At 44.2% G+C, this 19718-nt stretch carries 12 protein-coding genes; 1 reads left to right on the top strand and 11 read right to left on the bottom strand.

Features of this window, described 5'->3' with window-relative positions; all coding sequences use genetic code 11:
* Positions 1-31: 31 nt before the first annotated feature.
* The 11 genes from EPB74_RS11890 to EPB74_RS11840 all read right to left on the bottom strand — a co-directional run bounded on the left by EPB74_RS11890 (position 32) and on the right by EPB74_RS11840 (position 16773).
* Entirely contained in the window at positions 32-1267 is a 1236-nt protein-coding gene (locus tag EPB74_RS11890; protein ID WP_274904352.1) for an FUSC family protein, read from the bottom strand.
* A gap of 198 nt (positions 1268-1465) precedes the next feature.
* Positions 1466-2887 (bottom strand): glutamate synthase subunit beta, encoded by a 1422-nt coding sequence (locus EPB74_RS11885; RefSeq protein ID WP_274904351.1) that lies wholly within the window; start codon positions 2885-2887, stop codon positions 1466-1468.
* Between the two features lie 171 nt (positions 2888-3058).
* A complete protein-coding gene (gene gltB / locus EPB74_RS11880) occupies positions 3059-7522 on the bottom strand; it encodes a glutamate synthase large subunit (protein WP_274904350.1) in 4464 nt (1487 codons plus the stop codon).
* A 674-nt stretch (positions 7523-8196) separates the two neighbouring features.
* Positions 8197-9339 (bottom strand): hypothetical protein, encoded by a 1143-nt coding sequence (locus tag EPB74_RS11875; RefSeq protein ID WP_274904349.1) that lies wholly within the window; start codon positions 9337-9339, stop codon positions 8197-8199.
* A gap of 116 nt (positions 9340-9455) precedes the next feature.
* Complete coding sequence (gene aroB, locus EPB74_RS11870; RefSeq protein WP_274904348.1) at positions 9456-10589, bottom strand: 3-dehydroquinate synthase; 1134 nt, start codon at positions 10587-10589, stop codon at positions 9456-9458.
* An 81-nt stretch (positions 10590-10670) separates the two neighbouring features.
* Positions 10671-11231, bottom strand: coding sequence for a shikimate kinase AroK (gene aroK, locus EPB74_RS11865; protein WP_274904347.1), 561 nt, complete (start codon positions 11229-11231; stop codon positions 10671-10673).
* 175 nt (positions 11232-11406) lie between these two features.
* Positions 11407-13773, bottom strand: a complete 2367-nt coding sequence (gene pilQ / locus EPB74_RS11860; protein ID WP_274904346.1) for a type IV pilus secretin PilQ — start codon at positions 13771-13773, stop codon at positions 11407-11409.
* A 27-nt stretch (positions 13774-13800) separates the two neighbouring features.
* Positions 13801-14334, bottom strand: a complete 534-nt coding sequence (locus tag EPB74_RS11855) for a pilus assembly protein PilP (RefSeq protein WP_274904344.1) — start codon at positions 14332-14334, stop codon at positions 13801-13803.
* The gene (locus tag EPB74_RS11850; RefSeq protein WP_274904342.1) at positions 14334-15068 is read right to left on the bottom strand and encodes a type 4a pilus biogenesis protein PilO; all 735 of its coding nucleotides are present in this window, start codon (positions 15066-15068) and stop codon (positions 14334-14336) included. The genes EPB74_RS11855 and EPB74_RS11850 overlap by 1 nt, the downstream gene beginning before the upstream one ends.
* Positions 15065-15718: a PilN domain-containing protein gene (locus EPB74_RS11845; RefSeq protein WP_274904341.1), complete on the bottom strand. Its 654-nt coding sequence runs from the start codon at positions 15716-15718 to the stop codon at positions 15065-15067. Before EPB74_RS11845 ends, EPB74_RS11850 begins: the two co-directional genes overlap by 4 nt.
* The gene (locus tag EPB74_RS11840) at positions 15718-16773 is read right to left on the bottom strand and encodes a pilus assembly protein PilM (protein ID WP_274904339.1); all 1056 of its coding nucleotides are present in this window, start codon (positions 16771-16773) and stop codon (positions 15718-15720) included. The genes EPB74_RS11845 and EPB74_RS11840 overlap by 1 nt, the downstream gene beginning before the upstream one ends.
* 193 nt (positions 16774-16966) lie before the next feature.
* Here EPB74_RS11840 and EPB74_RS11835 point away from each other — a divergent pair, with 193 nt between their 5' ends.
* Complete coding sequence (locus EPB74_RS11835; protein ID WP_274904337.1) at positions 16967-19669, top strand: penicillin-binding protein 1A; 2703 nt, start codon at positions 16967-16969, stop codon at positions 19667-19669.
* Positions 19670-19718: the final 49 nt, after the last annotated feature.

Genomic DNA, 19718 nt, shown 5'->3' with positions numbered 1-19718 from the left:
AGCATTGATATTTGGCATTGATACTTGGTATTTATAAATGCAAATCAGTTTCGCTACCTTTATGTTCAATTCGGCGTTGTTCGCGGCGCTGGTAGCGCAGACCAGAAGCAGCAAACCATTGCGCTTGAGTCGCTTGTAATAAGTCACTGAGCCCCTGCAACTGTACTTGTAAGGTTTGGGTCAGCCAAAAATAGCCTTGCCACTCAAAGCCCAAATTTTCTATACTTGGATATTCTGATACCGCAATGCGGGTAATGGGACGAAAGACTTCGTCATTTGGGCTACGTAATACTGCCGCCATATGTTGCATCGCTTGCGTCAATTCATGTTGATAATGTATGAGCAGAATATGATTTTCATCGTCAATCTCAATATTAGCCAAGCGCGGCGCAGCACTTAATAACAAATCAATGGTACCGATAATATTACGATGCGTGCGCTGAATCGTCTCTAGCGTTTCTTTATCGATTCCTGATTCGCTGGCAGTCGCCGCGATATGTGGACGGACGGCTAGCAGGCGCTTATTAATTTTTTGTAACGCCTTAACCAAAGATTTATTAACCGGTGTATCAGGTATAGAGCGGCTTGCAGGATAAGTCAAACTTGATAAGCTGGTGGCCTTGCTAAATTTAAACGGCTTTGGCACCAAAACCTCAGCATCAATATGATTTCCAACCCCTGCATACAGATTGCTGCACGTTTCAAGGTTGCTTGCCAATAAAAATCGCCACATCAAGGTAGATTTAAGCGGTAAAATTAAAGTCGCTGCTACTGCTACCCCAGCGCCAAGCAAAATATTAAAGGCGCGGTAAAGACCATCTTGCGCGATATTACTGTGATCAGGACTCGAGACAATCATAAGCATGGTAATGCCCGTTAATAGACCGATATAGCCCAACTGCTTGACCGCGACATAACCGATGATGCCGCTAATAATGCCAATCAGCGCATAATACAACCACAACCAGCCACCGATATCTTGAATCAGCCATAAAAAACTCAGTCCGACCACCACCCCAAGTGAGGTACCCAATATTCGCTCTTTGGCCTTGGTATAGATCGCCCCTTGATACTGCAACAAGCCCAATATCACAAACACAGTAATGGTCGTCCATTCACCATGCGGCAGGTTCGTAAGCTCATTTAACACTAATGCAGTGAGAATGGCGCTACCCAAACGTATCGCATGCAAGACGTCAGCATGCTGATAGCGTGCATAAGGCTCAATAAGCGGTGCAGTAAATCGTTGCCAAAAATTTAGTTTCACGCAAGACGTCTCTTATAATTAAGGAATAAAAATAGCGTTAAGTAATGATTATAAATTTAGCAATGCACAAAGCCATTATCAAAAAATAACGCCTTTTACCTATTAAAAGATAAAAGACGTTAAAGGTCAAACATGCTAGCACATAATACAAAAAACATGAGTATATGCTAATATTTGGCGCTCTGTTGCTGTAGAAAACTAGACGTCTAAAAAGTCTAATATACCTTCAGCAGCTTCGCGACCCTCCCAAATGGCCGTCACCACCAAGTCAGAGCCGCGTACCATATCGCCACCGGCAAAGATTTTAGGGTTACTGGTTTGAAACCTAAACGTCTGCTTCTCTAAAGCCAAAACGCGACCGGAGTCATCCATCGTTACTTGCTGGGCCTCAAACCAATCAGCAGGACTCGGACGAAAGCCAAAGGCTAGAATCACCGCATCACAAGGAATAATCTCTTCAGAGTTGGCAATCGGCTCAGGATGCTGACGACCGCGTTCATCTGGCGCGCCCAAATGTGTGGTGACAACTTTAACCGCATTAACCTTACCATTTAAGCCAATAATTTCGGTCGGTTGGCGGTTGAATAAGAATTCAACGCCCTCCTCGCGTGCATTGACCACTTCACGGCGTGAGCCAGGCATATTTTCTTCATCACGGCGGTAAGCACAGATAACTTGCTCAGCACCTTGACGGATACTGGTTCGGTTACAATCCATAGCGGTATCACCACCGCCAAGTACCACCACTTTTTTACCTTTAAGATCGATATAGTCTGCTGGATTTTTTTCCCAGTCATTACAGCGATTGACATTGGCTATCAAAAAATCGAGTGCATCATAAACGCCCTCTAGCTCTTCACCGGCGAAATCACCACGCATATAGGTATAAGTACCCATGCCCATAAACACGGCGTCATAATCACTGAGTAGCTCATCGATACTGACGTCGGTACCAATTTCGGTCTCTAAGCGAAACTCAATACCCATGCCTTCAAAGACCACGCGGCGATTGCGCATGACGTCTTTTTCCATTTTAAACTCAGGAATACCAAAGGTTAATAAACCACCAATCTCAGGACGCTTATCAAAGACAACAGGGGTGACGCCATTTCTAACCAAAATATCTGCACAGCCGAGTCCCGCTGGTCCTGCACCGATAATGGCAACTTTTTTATCTGTCCAAATAACTTCTGACATATCCGGACGCCAGCCCAGTGCAAAGGCCGTATCGTTAATATATTTTTCAACGTTACCAATGGTCACTGCACCAAAGCCATCATTGAGCGTACAAGCACCTTCACACAAACGATCTTGCGGGCAAACACGACCGCAAACCTCAGGTAAAGTATTGGTTTGATGACACAACTCTGCTGCTTGAAATATCTGCCCTTCAGCCGCCAGTTTCAGCCAATTCGGGATGTAATTATGTACCGGACATTTCCACTCACAATACGGATTGCCGCATTCAAGGCAGCGGTGCGATTGCTGCGCGACCGATTCACTTTCAAACGGTTTATAAATCTCAACGAATTCGGTGGCACGAGTGGCAATATCTTTTTTGCTCGGCTCAAGCCGTGGTACATCTAAAAACTGAAAATCATTGTCTAAGCGCTTTGCCATGATGCTGTCTCTTTTATATAAGGCTTTTCAATAAGAAGCTTTGACAGTCAACGTATACGAGGCGAATTAACGTGATAAATTAATAAAACTCGCTAATATTTCGTTGCTGTCACGGCTCTGCTTAACATATTTGAATTGCAAACTTAACCTACAATATTTACCTGATGACTGTTATTGTGGGTCGGCCATGGTGGTCTTAAGTAAGGTTGCAATGTTTGCCGCTTTTGGCTTAACCAAGTAAAACTTACGCGCATAATGTTCAAAGTCAGCCAATATAGTTTGACCCCAAGCGCTAGCCGTTTTATCCACATGGTTTTCAATGACTTGCTGTAAATAGATACGATGCCCTTCGGTTTGCTCACTTGAGATACGATTTAAATCAATCAGCTCATGGTTACAGCGGTCAAAAAAGTCACCTTCCATATCAAGTACATAAGCAAAACCACCGGTCATCCCCGCACCGAAGTTAAGACCTGTGCGCCCAAGGACGGTGATAATACCGCCGGTCATATATTCACAGCAATGATCGCCTGTACCTTCGATGACCGCATGAGCGCCTGAGTTTCGGACGCCGAAGCGCTCGCCAGCAGTACCAGCAGCGTATAATTTGCCACCCGTTGCACCGTATAGACAAGTATTACCAATGATAGCCGTATCTTGCGCGGTGAAACTGGAATCCTTGGGTGGATAGATGACAATCTCGCCGCCCGCCATGCCTTTACCGACATAATCATTGGCGTCACCTTCTAACTCAATTTGTAAGCCACCAGCATTCCACACACCCAGACTTTGCCCTGCGGTACCAGTTAAATGCAGCTTAATCGGCATCTCATTCATGCCAAGATTGCCCCAAACTTCTGCAATCTCACCTGAGATACGCGCGCCAATCGAGCGATCACAGTTACCGACGCCATAGCTATAATCGCCGCCATTACCTTGGCGAATATTGAGTAGCATATCCTTAATCATCTGCTCAGCAAGCAAGCCTTTATCAAACGGCTCATTACGGGTAACTTGACAGGTTTGCGCTTTGCCGCTACTGGCTGGATGACTAAATAGTAACGGTGTTAAGTCAAGATGACGCTGCTTATCTGTCGTGCCTTCTAGCACTTCAAGTAAATCAGTACGGCCGACCAACTCTTCCATACTACGCACGCCTAATGCAGCTAGCCATTCACGCGTTTCGGTCGCCACAAATTTAAAGAAGTTAATCAGCATTTCAGCTTCACCAATGAAATGATCATCACGTAGCTGGGCTTTTTGGGTGGCAACCCCAGTTGGGCAATTATTCAGATGGCAGATACGCAAGTATTTACAACCGACTGCTATCATCGGCGTAGTACCAAAGCCGAAGCTTTCCGCACCAAGAATCGCAGCTTTAACCACATCAAGTCCTGTTTTTAGACCGCCGTCAGTTTGAATACGAACCTTATGACGTAAGCCATTCACCCGTAGTGATTGATGAGTTTCAGCAAGCCCTAATTCCCACGGCGAGCCTGCATGATGGATAGAAGACAGTGGCGATGCTGCCGTACCACCGTCATAACCTGAGATGGTAATCAAATCGGCATAGGCTTTTGCTACCCCAGTCGCAATGGTGCCAACGCCCGGACGCGAAACTAACTTGACCGATACCAGAGCATCTGGGTTGACTTGCTTAAGATCAAAAATCAGCTGCGCCAAATCTTCAATCGAATAAATATCATGATGCGGCGGCGGTGAAATTAACGTTACCCCCGGCACCGAATAACGCAGGCGCGCAATCAAAGCATTGACCTTACCGCCTGGCAGCTGCCCGCCCTCACCGGGTTTTGCTCCTTGAGCGACTTTGATTTGCATGACTTCCGCTGAGCGCAAATAGGCTGGTGTGACGCCAAAACGACCGGAAGCGATTTGCTTAATTTTTGAGTTACGCAGTGTGCCGTAGCGTACGGGATCTTCGCCACCCTCACCCGAGTTTGAACGTCCGCCAATGGTATTCATCGCCATGGCAATGGCTTCATGCGCTTCTGGCGACAACGCCCCTAACGACATGCCCGCAGAGTCAAAACGCGATAAAATGTCTGAAATATCTTCAACTTCCTCTACTTCGAGAGGATTTTCGGTTTTAAGCTGTAGTAAATCACGCAAAGTCGCCACTGGACGGTTATTGACCAGATCAGCATACTGACGATAATTATCATAATTGCCCGTCCGTACCGCCGTGTGCAGGCTATTAATCACATCAGGGTTAAAGGCATGATATTCTTTATCAAAAACAAATTTTAGTAAGCCGCCTTGATCAAGTGGCGCGCGCCGTTTAAATGCATTTGCCGCAAGCTGCGCTTGATCGGCTGCCAAATCTGCAAAGGTTGCGCCTTTAATACGACTTTGCACGCCTTTAAAGCACAAGCTGACGACTTCTTCAGAGAGACCAACCGCTTCAAATAACTGAGCGCCTCGATAAGAGACAATGGTAGAGATGCCCATCTTTGATAAGATTTTTAGCAAACCTTTATCTAAACCTTTACGAAAATTTACTCGCGCTTGAATTGGATCGCCAAGCAGCTCACCAGTGGCAACCAAATCATCAATTACATCATAAGCAAGGTAAGGATAAATACAGGTCGCACCAAAGCCAATCAGAACTGCCACTTGATGCGAGTCACGAGCAAGACCGGTCTCAATAATTAAATTGGCATCGGTACGAATACCTTGGGCAATCAGATAATGATGTACCGCGCCAGTGACCATAATGGCATTAGCGGGCACTTTAGCAGCAGCAATGTCTTTATCAGATAATACAATTAAGGTATGACCTGCGCGAATGCTACTAGCGACTTGCTCACAAATAGTGGTAATGGCAACGGACAATTCTAGATTGCGCTCATAATTTAAATCGATACGAGCCATTTTAAATGCAGGATCAGCCAAGGTTTCAAGTTGCTGCATCTTACTGGCTGACAACACCGGCGACGATAAGATAATGCGATGGGCATCTCTTGCCGATGGCGCAAAAACATTGGTTTCAGCACCTAGACACGTCTGTAACGACATCACAATAGACTCACGTAGCGGATCAATCGGCGGATTAGTGACCTGTGCAAACTGCTGACGGAAAAAGTCACCGACATGACGAATTTGCTGTGACAACACTGCCATCGGTGTATCATCACCCATCGAACCGACTGGCTCTTGCGCATTTTCAGCGTTAGGACGAATGATTTCTGTACGCTCTTCATTGGTGATGTGATACATTTTTTGTAGTGCTTTTAGCGGCTCACCGCGACATGCCTGCGCGGCGAGCTCTTCTTCTAAACGCTCATCATCACGGATACGTGTCGCTTCTTCACGTAACCATTTACGATAGGGATGCGCCTTTTTCAGTAAGGTCGCAATCGCCTTAGTGTCCATGATTTGACCCGTCTGCGTATCGATGACCAGCATCTGACCGGGGCCAACGCGACCTTTGGCGAGCACATCTTTTGGTTTGTAGTCCCAAACGCCAACCTCAGAGGCCACGGTAATATAACCATTCTTAGTCGTTACCCAGCGCGACGGACGTAGACCATTACGATCCAGCATACAGACCGCATAGCGACCATCTTGAATGACTAACCCTGCTGGACCATCCCACGCCTCCATATGCTGCGAGTAAAACTCATAAAACGCGCGCAAGTCCATATCCATACTATCGACATTTTGCCAGGCAGGTGGCACAAGGATAGACATAGAATGGAACAAACTCATACCACCTGATATCAGCACTTCTAGCATATTATCTAAGCTGGATGAATCTGAACCACTGCTATTTACCAATGGTGTTAATTCATTCAAATTGGGCAGTTTTGCTGATTTTAATTTTGGCGTACGTGCCTCAGACCAGCTGCGGTTACCCGTGATGGTATTCAGCTCACCATTATGGGCAAGATAGCGGAATGGTTGTGCTAATGGCCAACGCGGCAAGGTATTGGTTGAAAATCGTTGGTGAAATACCACAATATGCGACGCCAAATGTTCATCTTGTAAATCTAAGAAAAAAGCAGGCAAATCGGATGGCATGACCAAACCTTTATAAATGATAGTCTGACAGCTCAATGAACAAACATAAAATAGCTCATCACTCACTAAGCGCTGCTCAGCTTTTTTACGGGCAACAAACAGCTTACGGTTAAAATCATCCGCAGCTAGACTATCAGGTGCATTGACAAATACTTGCTTAAAACCTGGTAACGTCTGACGACCAATCTCACCAACAATGCTCAAATCAAGCGGCACATCGCGCCAGCCAGCTATCTCTAGTCCTTGTGCGGTAATCTCCTCGCTTAATACTTGCTGGCTATGCTGTGCTTGGATTTTATCATCATGAACGAACACCATACCAACGGCAAAGTTATCCGTTAACTTAAACTCTAGCTCTGCTGCAATGCCTTTAAAGAAGGCAATTGGGGTCGCTAATAACAAACCACAACCATCACCGGTTTTGCCATCAGCCGCGACACCGCCGCGATGGGTCATACAACTTAAACTATGAATGGCCGTTTTTACTAAATCATGGCTGGCTTGTCCCTCAATATGAGCAATCAAACCAAAGCCGCAATTGTCAGAAAAATCATCTGGCGTGGCCAAATGCGTGTGGGAAGAAATCATTGACATAGCTTGTCCTTTTAAGTGAGCGGTAGTCTATGCAACCAATGTGATGCACAAACTATTCTCCGCAAGCAGAACGGGTTAAATATATTCACATATCCGGATTAATAAAGCGCAGGCAGAGAAAATAGTGCAAGCGTTTTGAGCCTGATAAAAATACTTATCATGACTCCATTTATTCTAGAGCAATTAGAGCGATTGACTTAACGCTAGCTACTAAAATAACATCGGTAACAAGATGAGATAGTCATCAAAAGACCAAGTTATTCAGCATTTAGGCTTTATAATCTACCGGTATCATCTGCCAGTATTGTCTCTGTTATAACGTTCAATGTGAACGCCACAACACCTGATGACTAACCCGTAAAACAGCTCATATAACGCTAGTTTTCCATTACATCTGAATATCAGACACCCTGTATCTAAGCGCCTTAATAATCCTAATAAGGATAATAAGAGGGATTGCGCTATTTACGATAACTATACAGAGCATCGCCCAGCTTTATATTATTGAATGCTAGCTAAAAAATCTAGTTTTTTTATTAATTTATCCATCAGATTTTGTAAGCGCTTATATTATCTTTCGTTATATTAAACATAAGAACACATGGATAAATTATTTATAAAAAAAGCCCACTACAATTTTGAGTGGGCTTTTTAATACAGATTTATATTTTAACTTAATTACTCTTTTCTTCGATCAGCTCTTTGATAGTATCGCTGTTCTCTTTTGCTACCGCTGCACTTTTACCCTTGCTATTATCTTTTGGTGCTGCTGCAGTTTTAGCATTGCTATTGGAGTTTTTATTCGCCGAGCCTGTATTTTGATTCTTAATATTGGCATTTGCACTATCAGGATTAGCACTGTTAGGGTTAGCATTATTACTGTTGCCGTTATTAGCACTAGCAGCCGGCGGCTTAGGAGTAGCAACCACTGGTGGTTTCTTCGGTGCATTGGTATCGGTATTCTTGGGTGCTGAAGTAGTCGGTGCTTGTTCGTCTGTGCCGACAATACGCTCTTCATTGACAGATAAGGTTTCAGAGGTATCGACGGACTGGCGAATGCTCTCAGCATTGGCAGCGTCTTGAGCATTACGATTGGCAGTATTGCTTGCTGCTTGGTCAGTGTTGTTATTGGTTTGCTGACGAACTGGTACTTCTCGTTTGGTTGGTCGCAAATTTACCGAACGCGTGCGTTTAGCGCTTAAGTCTTTGACAGGGTCAGGGCGTTCATAATTATCGATAATACTGACGTAGCGATTAATCTCTTCAGGCAATACTCGTACATTAGCAGGCAGCTTAAAGTCTATTAGCTTGGCAGCCCCGACCGCTTCTTGTGGACTGCTCATCAGCCCATAAGTCAGCATATAACGTACTTGCTCGTTATCATCAAGATAGCGGAAGTACGCAAACTTGTTGCGATCTTCACGACCTTCTAAGTAACTAACAATCACATCATTTTCAGCGACATTCATCACCTGTACGGTCCATTTGCCTTTGTTGGCGAGCAAATAACGCTTATCTTTAAATTCATCAGGATAGCTACGCAAATCACGAACGGTGGCATCAAAACTTATCGGCTGCACATCGGTATCAAGCTCATGCAATGATTCGATTTTTAATGGTTGTTCAAGCTCAGTGCTCAACGTTTGCGGCGCTGATATTGGGGCGTTTTCTATTTTGGCACCCATCGCTGGTGTTTGACTAAACATCCAGACTAAAGCGGTAAACACGCCCAGCAGCAAGGTCGCTATCAGCCAAATCAATGCTTGACGGCGATAGGATTGGCTAGCGGTGCGAGTCGTCGAGCGGGTTGCTGCCATGGGAGTGTCCTTGGTAAAGATGTACTTAGAATTTATACTTAGTGCTCATAAAAAACACAGTCAAATAAAAATAAGACCAAACTGCCTAATTTGAATGCCCATTTGCCAGCAGCTATTTATAAGATGCTTTCTGTCGTACCTTGCGAGTGATGTTTTGCCAACACCTCAGTCAGTAGCTGCGCATCAAAATCACTGGTTAAGACTGCCTTACCTAATGATTTTAACAAAATAAGGCGAATTTGTCCCTGTTTCACTTTTTTATCATGACCCATCAAGCCTAAAGCCGTCTGTACCTCTATAGGCGGCGGATTGATTGGTAAATTGGCCAAGGACAATACGCGTTTAACACGGGCGACTTCATTACAAGTTAACCAGCCAATTTTTTGCGATAGCTCAGCAGCTTGCACCATACCAGCAGCGACCGCCTCACCATGTAGCCAGTTACCATAGCCTTCATGCGTTTCAATCACATGACCAAACGTATGACCAAAGTTTAATAACGCCCGTACGCCTGATTCTCTTTCATCTTGGGCGACGATATTGGCTTTATATTCACAGCAGCGTTTCACCGCCTCGCCAAGTACCGCCAAATCTAATGCCATCATCGCAGGTAGATTCTGCTCAAGCCATGTCAAAAAATCCACATCCATAATGAGGGCGTATTTAATAACTTCAGCCAATCCTGCTGATAACTCTCGCGCTGGTAAGGTTTTGAGCGTACTCATATCAGCCAATACCATTTGCGGCTGCCAAAATGCCCCAATCATATTTTTACCTTGCGGATGATTGATGCCCGTTTTGCCACCAACGCTTGAATCCACTTGTGACAGTAATGTAGTGGGGATTTGAATAAAATTTACACCGCGCATAAAGCTCGCCGCCGCAAAACCTGTCATATCGCCAACCACACCGCCACCAAGCGCGATAAGGGTGACATCACGATTAAAGTGCGCCGCCATTAGCGCATCATAAATTTGGTTAATACTGGTCTGATTTTTGTATTGCTCGCCATCTGGCAGTATACAAACCTTAACGGTAAATTGTTCTTCTAATAGTTGCTGTAGGGCTTCTAAATATAAGGGTGCAACCGTCTCATTGGTGACGATCAATACTTGCTGACCCACAATATATGGGGCAATTTGGCTTGCCATACTCTCGTGGTCTATGGCTGTTTTTTCAGTAATGACGATTGGATAATCATGACTTTGCGTATGTACTGTCAAGTCAGCATGAAACAATGGCGTTGCCATGAAAGTCTCCTTAAGTCTTACAATTAAAAGTTAAATAAATAGGTATTCGATAATATTTATCACATCAACCATTTTTTGACATCAATCTTTTTCAGGTTCTGAAGTGACAGACGTAGAGGCGCAAAATGTGTTGAGCTGCTGTAACAATTGATTGACCATATGCCGTGGATACGTATGCCCTGTTGGCATGATAATATGCGCTACTTGCCGATATAAAGGATCGCGCGCACTATATAAACCTTGCAGTATTTTTCTAGGATTCGGTTGTTGTAACAATGGACGCGATTTATCTTTTGCAGTACGAGCCATTTGCACATCAACAGGCGCATTGAGATAAATAACGATACCGCGCTTTTTTAAATACTCACGATTCTCAGCTGCCATAACCGCACCGCCGCCAGTTGCTAAAACAATTTGCGGTTGCTGCGTCAGCTCATCTATCGCACGTGTTTCCCGTTCGCGAAAGCCGGCTTCACCTTCTTTGGCGAATATCCAAGCAATATCAGCACCGGTCTGCGACTCAACATACCAGTCACTATCTACAAACGTCCGCCCGAGCTGCTTTGCCAATAATCTACCGATTGTGGTCTTTCCTGCTCCCATCGGCCCTACCAAAAATACCGACGGTAATTCCTCAACCATAGTACTCACTCAGCTAAATTAGGTATGATACAACGTCATTGATATTCTGGCTAGTAATGAGCTGTGATTATTGTCAGTAAAATCCATGTAATCATAGAAGTGATAATCATCACAACCATAAAAAAAGCAAGCACTAAGGCTTGCTTTTTCTGACTGAAAACATATTAAAGGCTTATTAATCTAAGCGACTAATGCCATCATTGATCAGTTTTGGCGTGATAAATATCAGTAGCTCTTCTTTAGAGGTGCTACGTACATCTTTGCGGAAGGCGCGACCAATATAAGGCAAATCGCCTAAGAAAGGTACCTTGTCGACACCATTGCTGGTACGGTTCTTAAAGACGCCGCCCAATACAATCGTTTGACCATCTTCAACAATCACGTTGGTTGAAATAGAGTCTTCGGCGATAGCAACCTGATTGTTAATAATGGTAGGTGTGCCATTAGTGATTAACAGTTGCAAACCAATCTTACCATCTGGGGTAATGTTCGGCGTGGCTTCCAGACTTAATGCTGCTTCTTTAAAGCTGGTGGTGGTAGCGCCACTGGCCGATGCTTCTTGATAAGGAATCTGCGTACCAGAGGATACTTTTGCGGTTTGTTTATCAGCCGTCAAAATCTTTGGTGTAGAGATAACTTCACCACGATTGTCTGCTTGCATGGCTGACAACTCAAGATCCAACATAAAATCAGAGATACCAAGTAGACCAAAAGCAATACGGCCAGCAGGATTATCAACACCCAGGTCGACGTTTAAGTTATCAGGACGGCTGATATCGTATTTAGGATAAGAGATCGTTTGTCCATTGACCGTCGTTGTCTCTACATCAAAATCTTTTAAATCCCATAAGGTTTGATTGCTACCACCAACCAGCAAGTTTCGGTTATTGGCGGCGCCGTTTGACAAGATACCCCAACGAACCCCAATCTCTTTACTAAAGTTATCGCTAGCGCTGACGATACGTGCTTCAATCATTACCTGACGGACAGGAATATCAATTTTGCCAATTAACTTATGAATATTTTCAATACTGGCTGCCACATCTTTAACGATTAAGGTATTGGTACGCTCATCGACCGTTACCGTACCACGATTAGACAATAAGGTATTGCTGTCATTTGCGTTGCCTGTACTACTGCTGCCAGAAGAGCCTCCGCTACCTTGCGAGATAAGCGTCAAAACATCCGCTGCTTTTGCATAGCTTAGACGAATATATTCAGTGCGTAGTGGTGCATAAGACTCAACGGCTTGCTGTGCTTCAAGGTCTTGAGCTTCTTGCTGCGCAAGCTCAGTAGAGGGCGCAACCAAAATCACATTGCCATTTTCGCGCTTGCCCAGATTCTTACTCTTAAGAATAATATCAAGCGCTTGATCCCAAGGTACATTAATAAGGCGCAAGGTAATATTACCAGCGACCGAATCACTAGCAACGATGTTCATCTCTGTAAATTGTGCCAAAATATCTAAGACACTACGAATTTCGACGTCTTGAAACTCCATAGATAGCGCTTCACCCGTATAAACTTTTTCTTCAAGCGTTGGTTCGCGTAGTAGCTCTGGTTTTCTGATACCGATATTTAACTGATTACCTGACTGATAGGCTTGATATTCATAATCTTCTTTCATATTAATGGTGATGACACCATTTTGACCTTGGTTTTTAGTATCAATACTATCAACTAGACCGCTATTAATATTCAAGCGGCGTAATAGATTTCTAGGCACAGTACTTCCAGTCAAGCGTACGACCAGTTTATTACCTTGGCGCTGAACATCCACTGGAATTGCTTCATTGGCAAGGGCAATACTTACATTACCGCCGCCATCATTCCCTGCTGAAAAATTAACAGCGCTTAGTCCGTCATAACTATACTGCTTGCTAACTTGTGAGGCCGCAAGCTGTGGACTTAACAAGGGGTTGACTCGTACTACCATAGTGTCAGCAGGCACTTGGGTTTTTGTTACGGTCGGCTTAATAGGAGCAACTGCTACGCTATTGCTCTCTACTATTGGGGTGACAATCGCAGTGGTAGTGATAGCAGCATTGCGATTAAGCACATCTTGAACAGGATCATTGGTAATCACTTGGCTACCCACGGGAGCAATCACGGCACGATTAGGATCAGTAATAGTCAGCAATAACTCATTACCATCAATAGCCGTGGTATAGTTGCCAGCTTTTTTTAGGCCAACAATAAGACGCGTGGTACTATCGCTGTTCAGCGTAGTGACGTCATTGATTATACCGATATTATATTCATTAAAGCGACTGGCAAGCCCATTTTGCACCTGTTCAAAATCCAACACCAAACGGCTTGGATTATCTAACTGGTAAGCGGCAGGTAATACTGGCGCGCCTGTAAATCCCAAACGCATTTGCGTCACAGCTGGGGCAGTCTGCACGACAGAGACATTATTGATGCGCTGTTCGGCATAGGCACTGCTACTTATTGCTACCATACTCATTGCCAATGCTGAGATGGCAAAAGTAGAAGATACGCGCTTGCTCATCGTCATTACCTTGTTATTGCGTACTGTCATTATTTATTCCTCAAAAAATCTGCCGACTTAGCTTATAGGGGACACCAGTGACTGGGGTTTTTCAACAAACCCAGCACGGCTGTCTGGCACAATTTCAATCAAGTTAATCTGGGTCGGCGTGATTTCAACAATACGGCCGTCATTTATTCCAAGATAATTACCAACTCTAACGCTCGCAACCGAACCATCAGGACGCTGTACTAAAGCGTATTGCTGACCTTCGGGTGAAATAACGATACCGCGAAAGACCAGTTGCGATAGCTCGTATTGCTCAAGCGGTTCTTTGACTCGGGTTATGTCAGGGCGCACGCCATCAATAGAGGTCGTCGGACCTTGTACATTCACTAAACTTGGTGGCAAAAATGGGCTACGCTGTGCACTGGCGCTATAGACAAAATCTTCTACCAGCTCAGCTTTAGGCGGTGGCTCAATCGGCTGTGCTGGCTGGTTGCGAACATCAGCCATCGCCTGCTCTGCCAAACCAATACGATCAGTACAACCAGTCATAGATAAAACTGCAGCGCTTAAAATCAGTAGCATGGGTAGTTTTTGGCTAGTCATTAGTTGCCTCCTGCAGCATCAGTAGGAGCGGCTTCGGCAGTGGCAACCGTTTCATCGCCTTCAGGAGCCGCTTCTTTTGAGCGATAAGTTTTGGTTTGTAGTACCAAATTAAGCTCCGGTAAAACATCCAAGGTCGGCTGTGGATTACTGACTTCAAAATCGTGCATGGTGATAATGCGCGGTAAAGCGGCCAAACCACTGATAAAGCTACCAAACTGATGGTATTCACCCAACGCAGCGATACGAATAGGCTGCTCAATGAAGAATTCATTTTCAATTTCAGGCTCTACTGAAATATCTTGGAAACGTATATTACTACCCACGCCCGTCATATTGATACCTTCTACTAATTCTGATACGCGAGTATCTTTTGGTAGCTGGTCGAGTAAGGTATTAAACTCAGTTTCCATCTGAATAACTTGTGCTTGATACGCCTTTAGATGGCGAGCACGTGATTCTTTTTCACGGTAGCTATCAAGTAAAGTTTGCTGTTGACTTTCAGCCGCGGTAATTTCGTCGATTTTACTGCTAATTGGTAGCGCCCATGACAGAGCAGCGATCAAAGCAATGATAAATCCAATGACTGTAATTTTTACAGGAAGTGGCCAGCTGCCGTAGTTTTCAGCATCCAATGACTCAAAACTGCGTCGAAACTCATTTAAATCAAATTGCTTCTTTGATTTTAAAGCCGTCTTTTTGGTTTTAATGAGCGTTTTTTTACGGGTCAGCTTCATAACTCACCTCCAGGTCCAGTAGTGCCATCTACAGGTGCAGCTGTCTCCGACTGTACTTTAGTCGTTACCACAAACTGTACATAACTGTCTTCAGGATAAATAGGACGCGGTTGTTCACCAGTGGTGACCGTGGTTTCCAAAGTAGGCGCAGCTTGATAAGCCGTGATATTTTGCTGGATATTACTAACGGCTGAATTACCCATCCACTTACTATTATCAAGATTACGAATCAAACTTGATACGATATTTGGATTGTCTGCAAGGCCTGTCAACGTCAGCACATCACCTTCACGCTTTAAATTATTTAAATAAAGTGCTGGAGGAATGGCTTTGGCAAGATCATCCCATAAACGCACAGGCACAGGGCGTCGACCTTGTAAGTCTTGGATAACCTGCATACGTGAGATGATATCTTCACGGCGCTGCTCCAAGCTATCAATTTCTACTAAAGCTTTATCTAAGAGCGCATTTTCTTGCTCAATCAGCGCATTGGCGTTCAATTGTTCTTCGAGTTCATTGTTAAAATAACTCCAAGAAGCGAATGCAGCGAGCAAAGTAAGCAAAGTCACTGCCATCACTAAGGTGATAAATTCTTTATTACGGCGTGCGCGCTCTTCTTGACGCCAGGGCAATAAGTTAATACGAGCCATTAGTCAAAGCTCCTTAACGCTAGACCGCAAGCGGCCATTAAGCTTGGTGCATCAATCGCCAGCTGCTCATTATCGATATGCGGAGCAATAGTCATATTGATAAACGGATTTGCTATGCTAACAGGCACGCCCAATCTCTGTTGGGCCATACCAGCAAGACCAGCAATAGAGCTACTGCCACCAGCAAGTACCACATGATCAATACTGCTATATTGGCTTGAGGAGAAGTAAAATTGCAACGAACGAGTAATCTGTTGAATAGTATTTTCTATAAATGGGGTCAATACATCAGGATAGTAATCATCAGGTAAAGTACGCTCACGTTTACTAATAGTGGCTTCTTCAGCCGATAGTCCATAACGGTTCTGTATCGCCTCAGTTAGTTGGCTTCCACCAAATAGCTGCTCTCGGCTATAAATAAACTCACCGTTTTTAGCAACATATAAAGTCGTTTGATTGTGCCCAATATCGACTAAAGCCACCAAATCTGGTAGATTTGGCAAACTGTCTGCCATCAAACCAAAAGCACGTTCGATCGCATGAGACTCAATATCCATGACTTTAGTTTGTAGACCGCCAAACGTTAAGGCGTCAACCCTTTGGTCAACGTTTTCCGAGCGAGAAGCGGCGAGTAGCACTTGCACCATGTCGTCGTTTATAAGAGACGGACCTAATACCTCAAAATCCAAATTAACATCTTCTAATGGATAAGGCACATATTGATCAGCATCTAGACGAATTTGAGCTTCTCGCTCTACGTCATTGAGCACCATATCCATATCGATGATTTTAGTAATCACCGCTGACCCTGAGACTGCGGTTGCAGCGCTGCTACCCGAAGCTTGGCAACGTCGAGCCAAGCTTGCTATGGCATTTCCTACAGTCTCAGTGTCTATAATGAGTTTGTCGATGACTACGCCTTCTGGTAGTATTTCAGTACCATAAGATTTTAGATGAAAAACGCCTTGTTGGCGCTGTATGTCGACCAACTTCACTGAGGTGGTACAAATATCCACGCCAATTAAATGTCGACTCTTAGAAGTAAATAGCCTCACAAACTCTATACCTTATATTAAGTGTACAATCTGATAGTTATTTGTAATAATTTAGTACAATACTTTACTTAACAGACATGTTCAAGTATTTAAATTGTCTATCAAAGATAACTTACACATTTATTATTACTTGCTTATTTTGTTCAAGGTATAATGCTGTACCTGTTGCAAATTTTAATTGATAAGTCTGATTATGACCAAAAAAAATGCTATCGTTCGTCTCATTCACTTTTTGGTGGGGCTTTTCATCGCTTGTTTAGCGTTAGCGGTTATATTGGCGCTTGCCGTACCTATTGGATTTTATGGTATGGCGATGTATTTATCGCCGACGTTGCCCAGTACTCAAGAGATTAAAACGGCAAATTTAGAGATGCCATTACAGATATATAGTAGTGATGATAAGTTAATTGGGCAGTATGGCAATCGCCTATCACTACCTATTACCTTTGACGAGATACCAGAAGATTTGACCCACGCTTTTTTGGCAGCAGAAGATGCCTCATTTTTTCAGCATAGTGGTATCAGCATTAAAGGGCTTGGTCGTGCCGTTACTGAAGTAGTGACTGACGATGACAGCCAAACTGGCGGCTCAACCATCACCATGCAGGTGGCCAAAAACTATTTTTTAAGCTCAGAACGTACCTTAAATCGCAAGCTGACAGAGTTATTTCTAGCTCGTAAAATTGAAGACGAGCTGAGTAAAAACGATATCCTCACCCTTTATGTCAACAAAATTTATTTAGGAGAAGGCGCTTACGGTATTCGCGCCGCTGCTAAAAAATATTATAGTAAATCACTAGAAAGCCTCACCATTGCCGAAATGGCCATGCTAGCAGGGTTGCCAAAAGCGCCTTCTAAATATAATCCGGTGGCCAATCCTAGTCGCGCGCTCACGCGGCGTAACTGGATTATCGGACGCATGCATGAATTGGGCTACATTAATAAAGCCCAACATGACGAAGCTATCAACGCCCCAATCGGCATTAACCTTTATCAAGAAAAACTTGATGTTAATATGCCTTATTTGGCAGAAATGACACGTTCTGCGTTGGTTGACCGCTATGGTGAGCAAGTCATGCATGGCGGCTGGCGTGTACGCCTTACCGTTGATAGTAAAGCACAGACAGATGCCGAGGCTGCCGTACTAACAGGATTGGTTGCTTATGAGCATCGCCATGGTTGGCGCGGCGCTGAAGCAAATGACGAACCCCTTGAAAACTTCCGCCGTTATAGCAATATGTCGCCTGCTAAAGTCACTAAGGTTAATTCCCGTAGTTTTGAGGCGACAATGCCTTCAGGTGAAAGTATTACGGTCAACTGGTCTGGTATGAGTTGGGCGCGCAAATATATTTCTGCCGATCGTATCGGTTACTTTCCTAGTAATGCCAGCCAAATTGTCAGTAAAAACGACATCATTCGCCTGATACCTACCGCTAATGGTGGTTGGCAGTTGGGACAAATACCTAAGGTACAAGGTAGCTTGGTCTCTTTGAATCCTGAAACGGGTGCCGTTCGAGCGTTGATTGGTGGCTTTGATTTTAACCACAGTAAATTCAATCGCGCCCTTCAAGGCTGGCGCCAACCGGGTTCAACCATCAAACCACTTGTTTACACTGCGGCGCTAGAAAAAGGCTATCGTCCAGATAGTATTGTCTCCGATCGTCCGATTCAAGTAGGTGACTGGAAACCTAAAAATTCTGATGGTCGTTTTTTAGGTGATATTACCTTACGCCGCGGGCTATATTTATCACGTAACTTAGTTTCTATTCGCTTACTGCAAGCGATTGGAATCTCTGATGTGCGCAATCTATTGGATGAATTTGGACTGGATAAAGAAAAGCTGCCAACCACTTTGTCTCTGGCCTTAGGTGCCGGTCAAGCCACCCCATTACAAATGGCAACAGCTTACGCCACCTTTGCCAATGGCGGTCACCGCGTTCAGCCTTATTTTATCGAACAAATTTATAACTATAATAATAAACTCCTCTTTCAAGCCAATCCTCAGCAAGCTTGTGCCTTATGTTTCAATGATCAGCTTGACGACGTTAATAAAAAACTCCTCGAAGATTATGAATTGAAAAAAGAAAACGATAGTAAGGCAGTTGATTCTAGTGATGAAAAAGCTCGCTCTAAAGCTAACTCTTCAAATGAAAATCCAGATAGTGATATAAATGTAGAGAATGGTGACAGTACGTCCAAAGCTAGTAAAGAGATGGATCTAAGCATTTATGATGCTAGCCCAGAATCGGATCGTCTAAAAGCGCCTGTTATACAGTACGTACGTGCTGAGCAAGCGCCGCGTATTTTAAAACCAAGGGTGGCTTTTGAGATGGCAGATATCTTACGCGATGTGGTACAGCGTGGTACAGCCTTTAAAGCAAAATCTTTGGGACGTGATGACATTGGTGGCAAGACTGGTACTACCAACGAGGCAAAAGATGCTTGGTTTGCAGGATTCCATCCTACCAACGCAACAGTGGTATGGATGGGGTTTGATCAACCCTCAACGTTGGGTCGACGTGAGTATGGTGGTGTAGCAGCATTACCAGTATGGATGGACTTTATGAAAGCCCAATTAAAAGACACACCTCATCAGTGGGTCTCTATTAATAACCGAGCTAAGTCTAAAAAACAAAAGCAAAGTATTATAGAGATGATAGATGAAGGGGTTACCGATCTTGAAGACGAAGATGCCGATATAGGCAAATCAGAAAAGCCCGTCAAGACCACCACACAACAACGTCAACCACCTACTCCTAAGCCTGTCGAAATGCCGGAGAGTACACCGGTAGCAAAACCTACTAATAACAGTAGTGCTAATAGTAACAGTACAACGCAGAAACCAAAACCGTTAGCGCCCACGCCTGTGGAACGTATGCCAACGATGCCAGAATAAATATACCACTGACAATATAGACTCATACCTTAAACAAAAGGCTTGTTCA

Source organism: Psychrobacter sp. DAB_AL62B, from assembly GCF_028895345.1.
Taxonomy (GTDB): Bacteria; Pseudomonadota; Gammaproteobacteria; order Pseudomonadales; family Moraxellaceae; genus Psychrobacter.
This window is presented reverse-complemented; position numbering and strand designations above follow the sequence as displayed.

Coding starts and splice junctions, on each gene's coding strand:
- EPB74_RS11845 (WP_274904341.1), bottom strand. CDS start 15,718: ATGGCTCGTATTAACTTATTGCCCTGGCGTCAAGAAGAGCGCGCACGC.
- gltB (WP_274904350.1), bottom strand. CDS start 7,522: ATGTCAATGATTTCTTCCCACACGCATTTGGCCACGCCAGATGATTTT.
- aroK (WP_274904347.1), bottom strand. CDS start 11,231: ATGGTTGAGGAATTACCGTCGGTATTTTTGGTAGGGCCGATGGGAGCA.
- pilQ (WP_274904346.1), bottom strand. CDS start 13,773: ATGACAGTACGCAATAACAAGGTAATGACGATGAGCAAGCGCGTATCT.
- EPB74_RS11855 (WP_274904344.1), bottom strand. CDS start 14,334: ATGACTAGCCAAAAACTACCCATGCTACTGATTTTAAGCGCTGCAGTT.
- EPB74_RS11850 (WP_274904342.1), bottom strand. CDS start 15,068: ATGAAGCTGACCCGTAAAAAAACGCTCATTAAAACCAAAAAGACGGCT.
- EPB74_RS11835 (WP_274904337.1), top strand. CDS start 16,967: ATGACCAAAAAAAATGCTATCGTTCGTCTCATTCACTTTTTGGTGGGG.
- EPB74_RS11885 (WP_274904351.1), bottom strand. CDS start 2,887: ATGGCAAAGCGCTTAGACAATGATTTTCAGTTTTTAGATGTACCACGG.
- aroB (WP_274904348.1), bottom strand. CDS start 10,589: ATGGCAACGCCATTGTTTCATGCTGACTTGACAGTACATACGCAAAGT.
- EPB74_RS11875 (WP_274904349.1), bottom strand. CDS start 9,339: ATGGCAGCAACCCGCTCGACGACTCGCACCGCTAGCCAATCCTATCGC.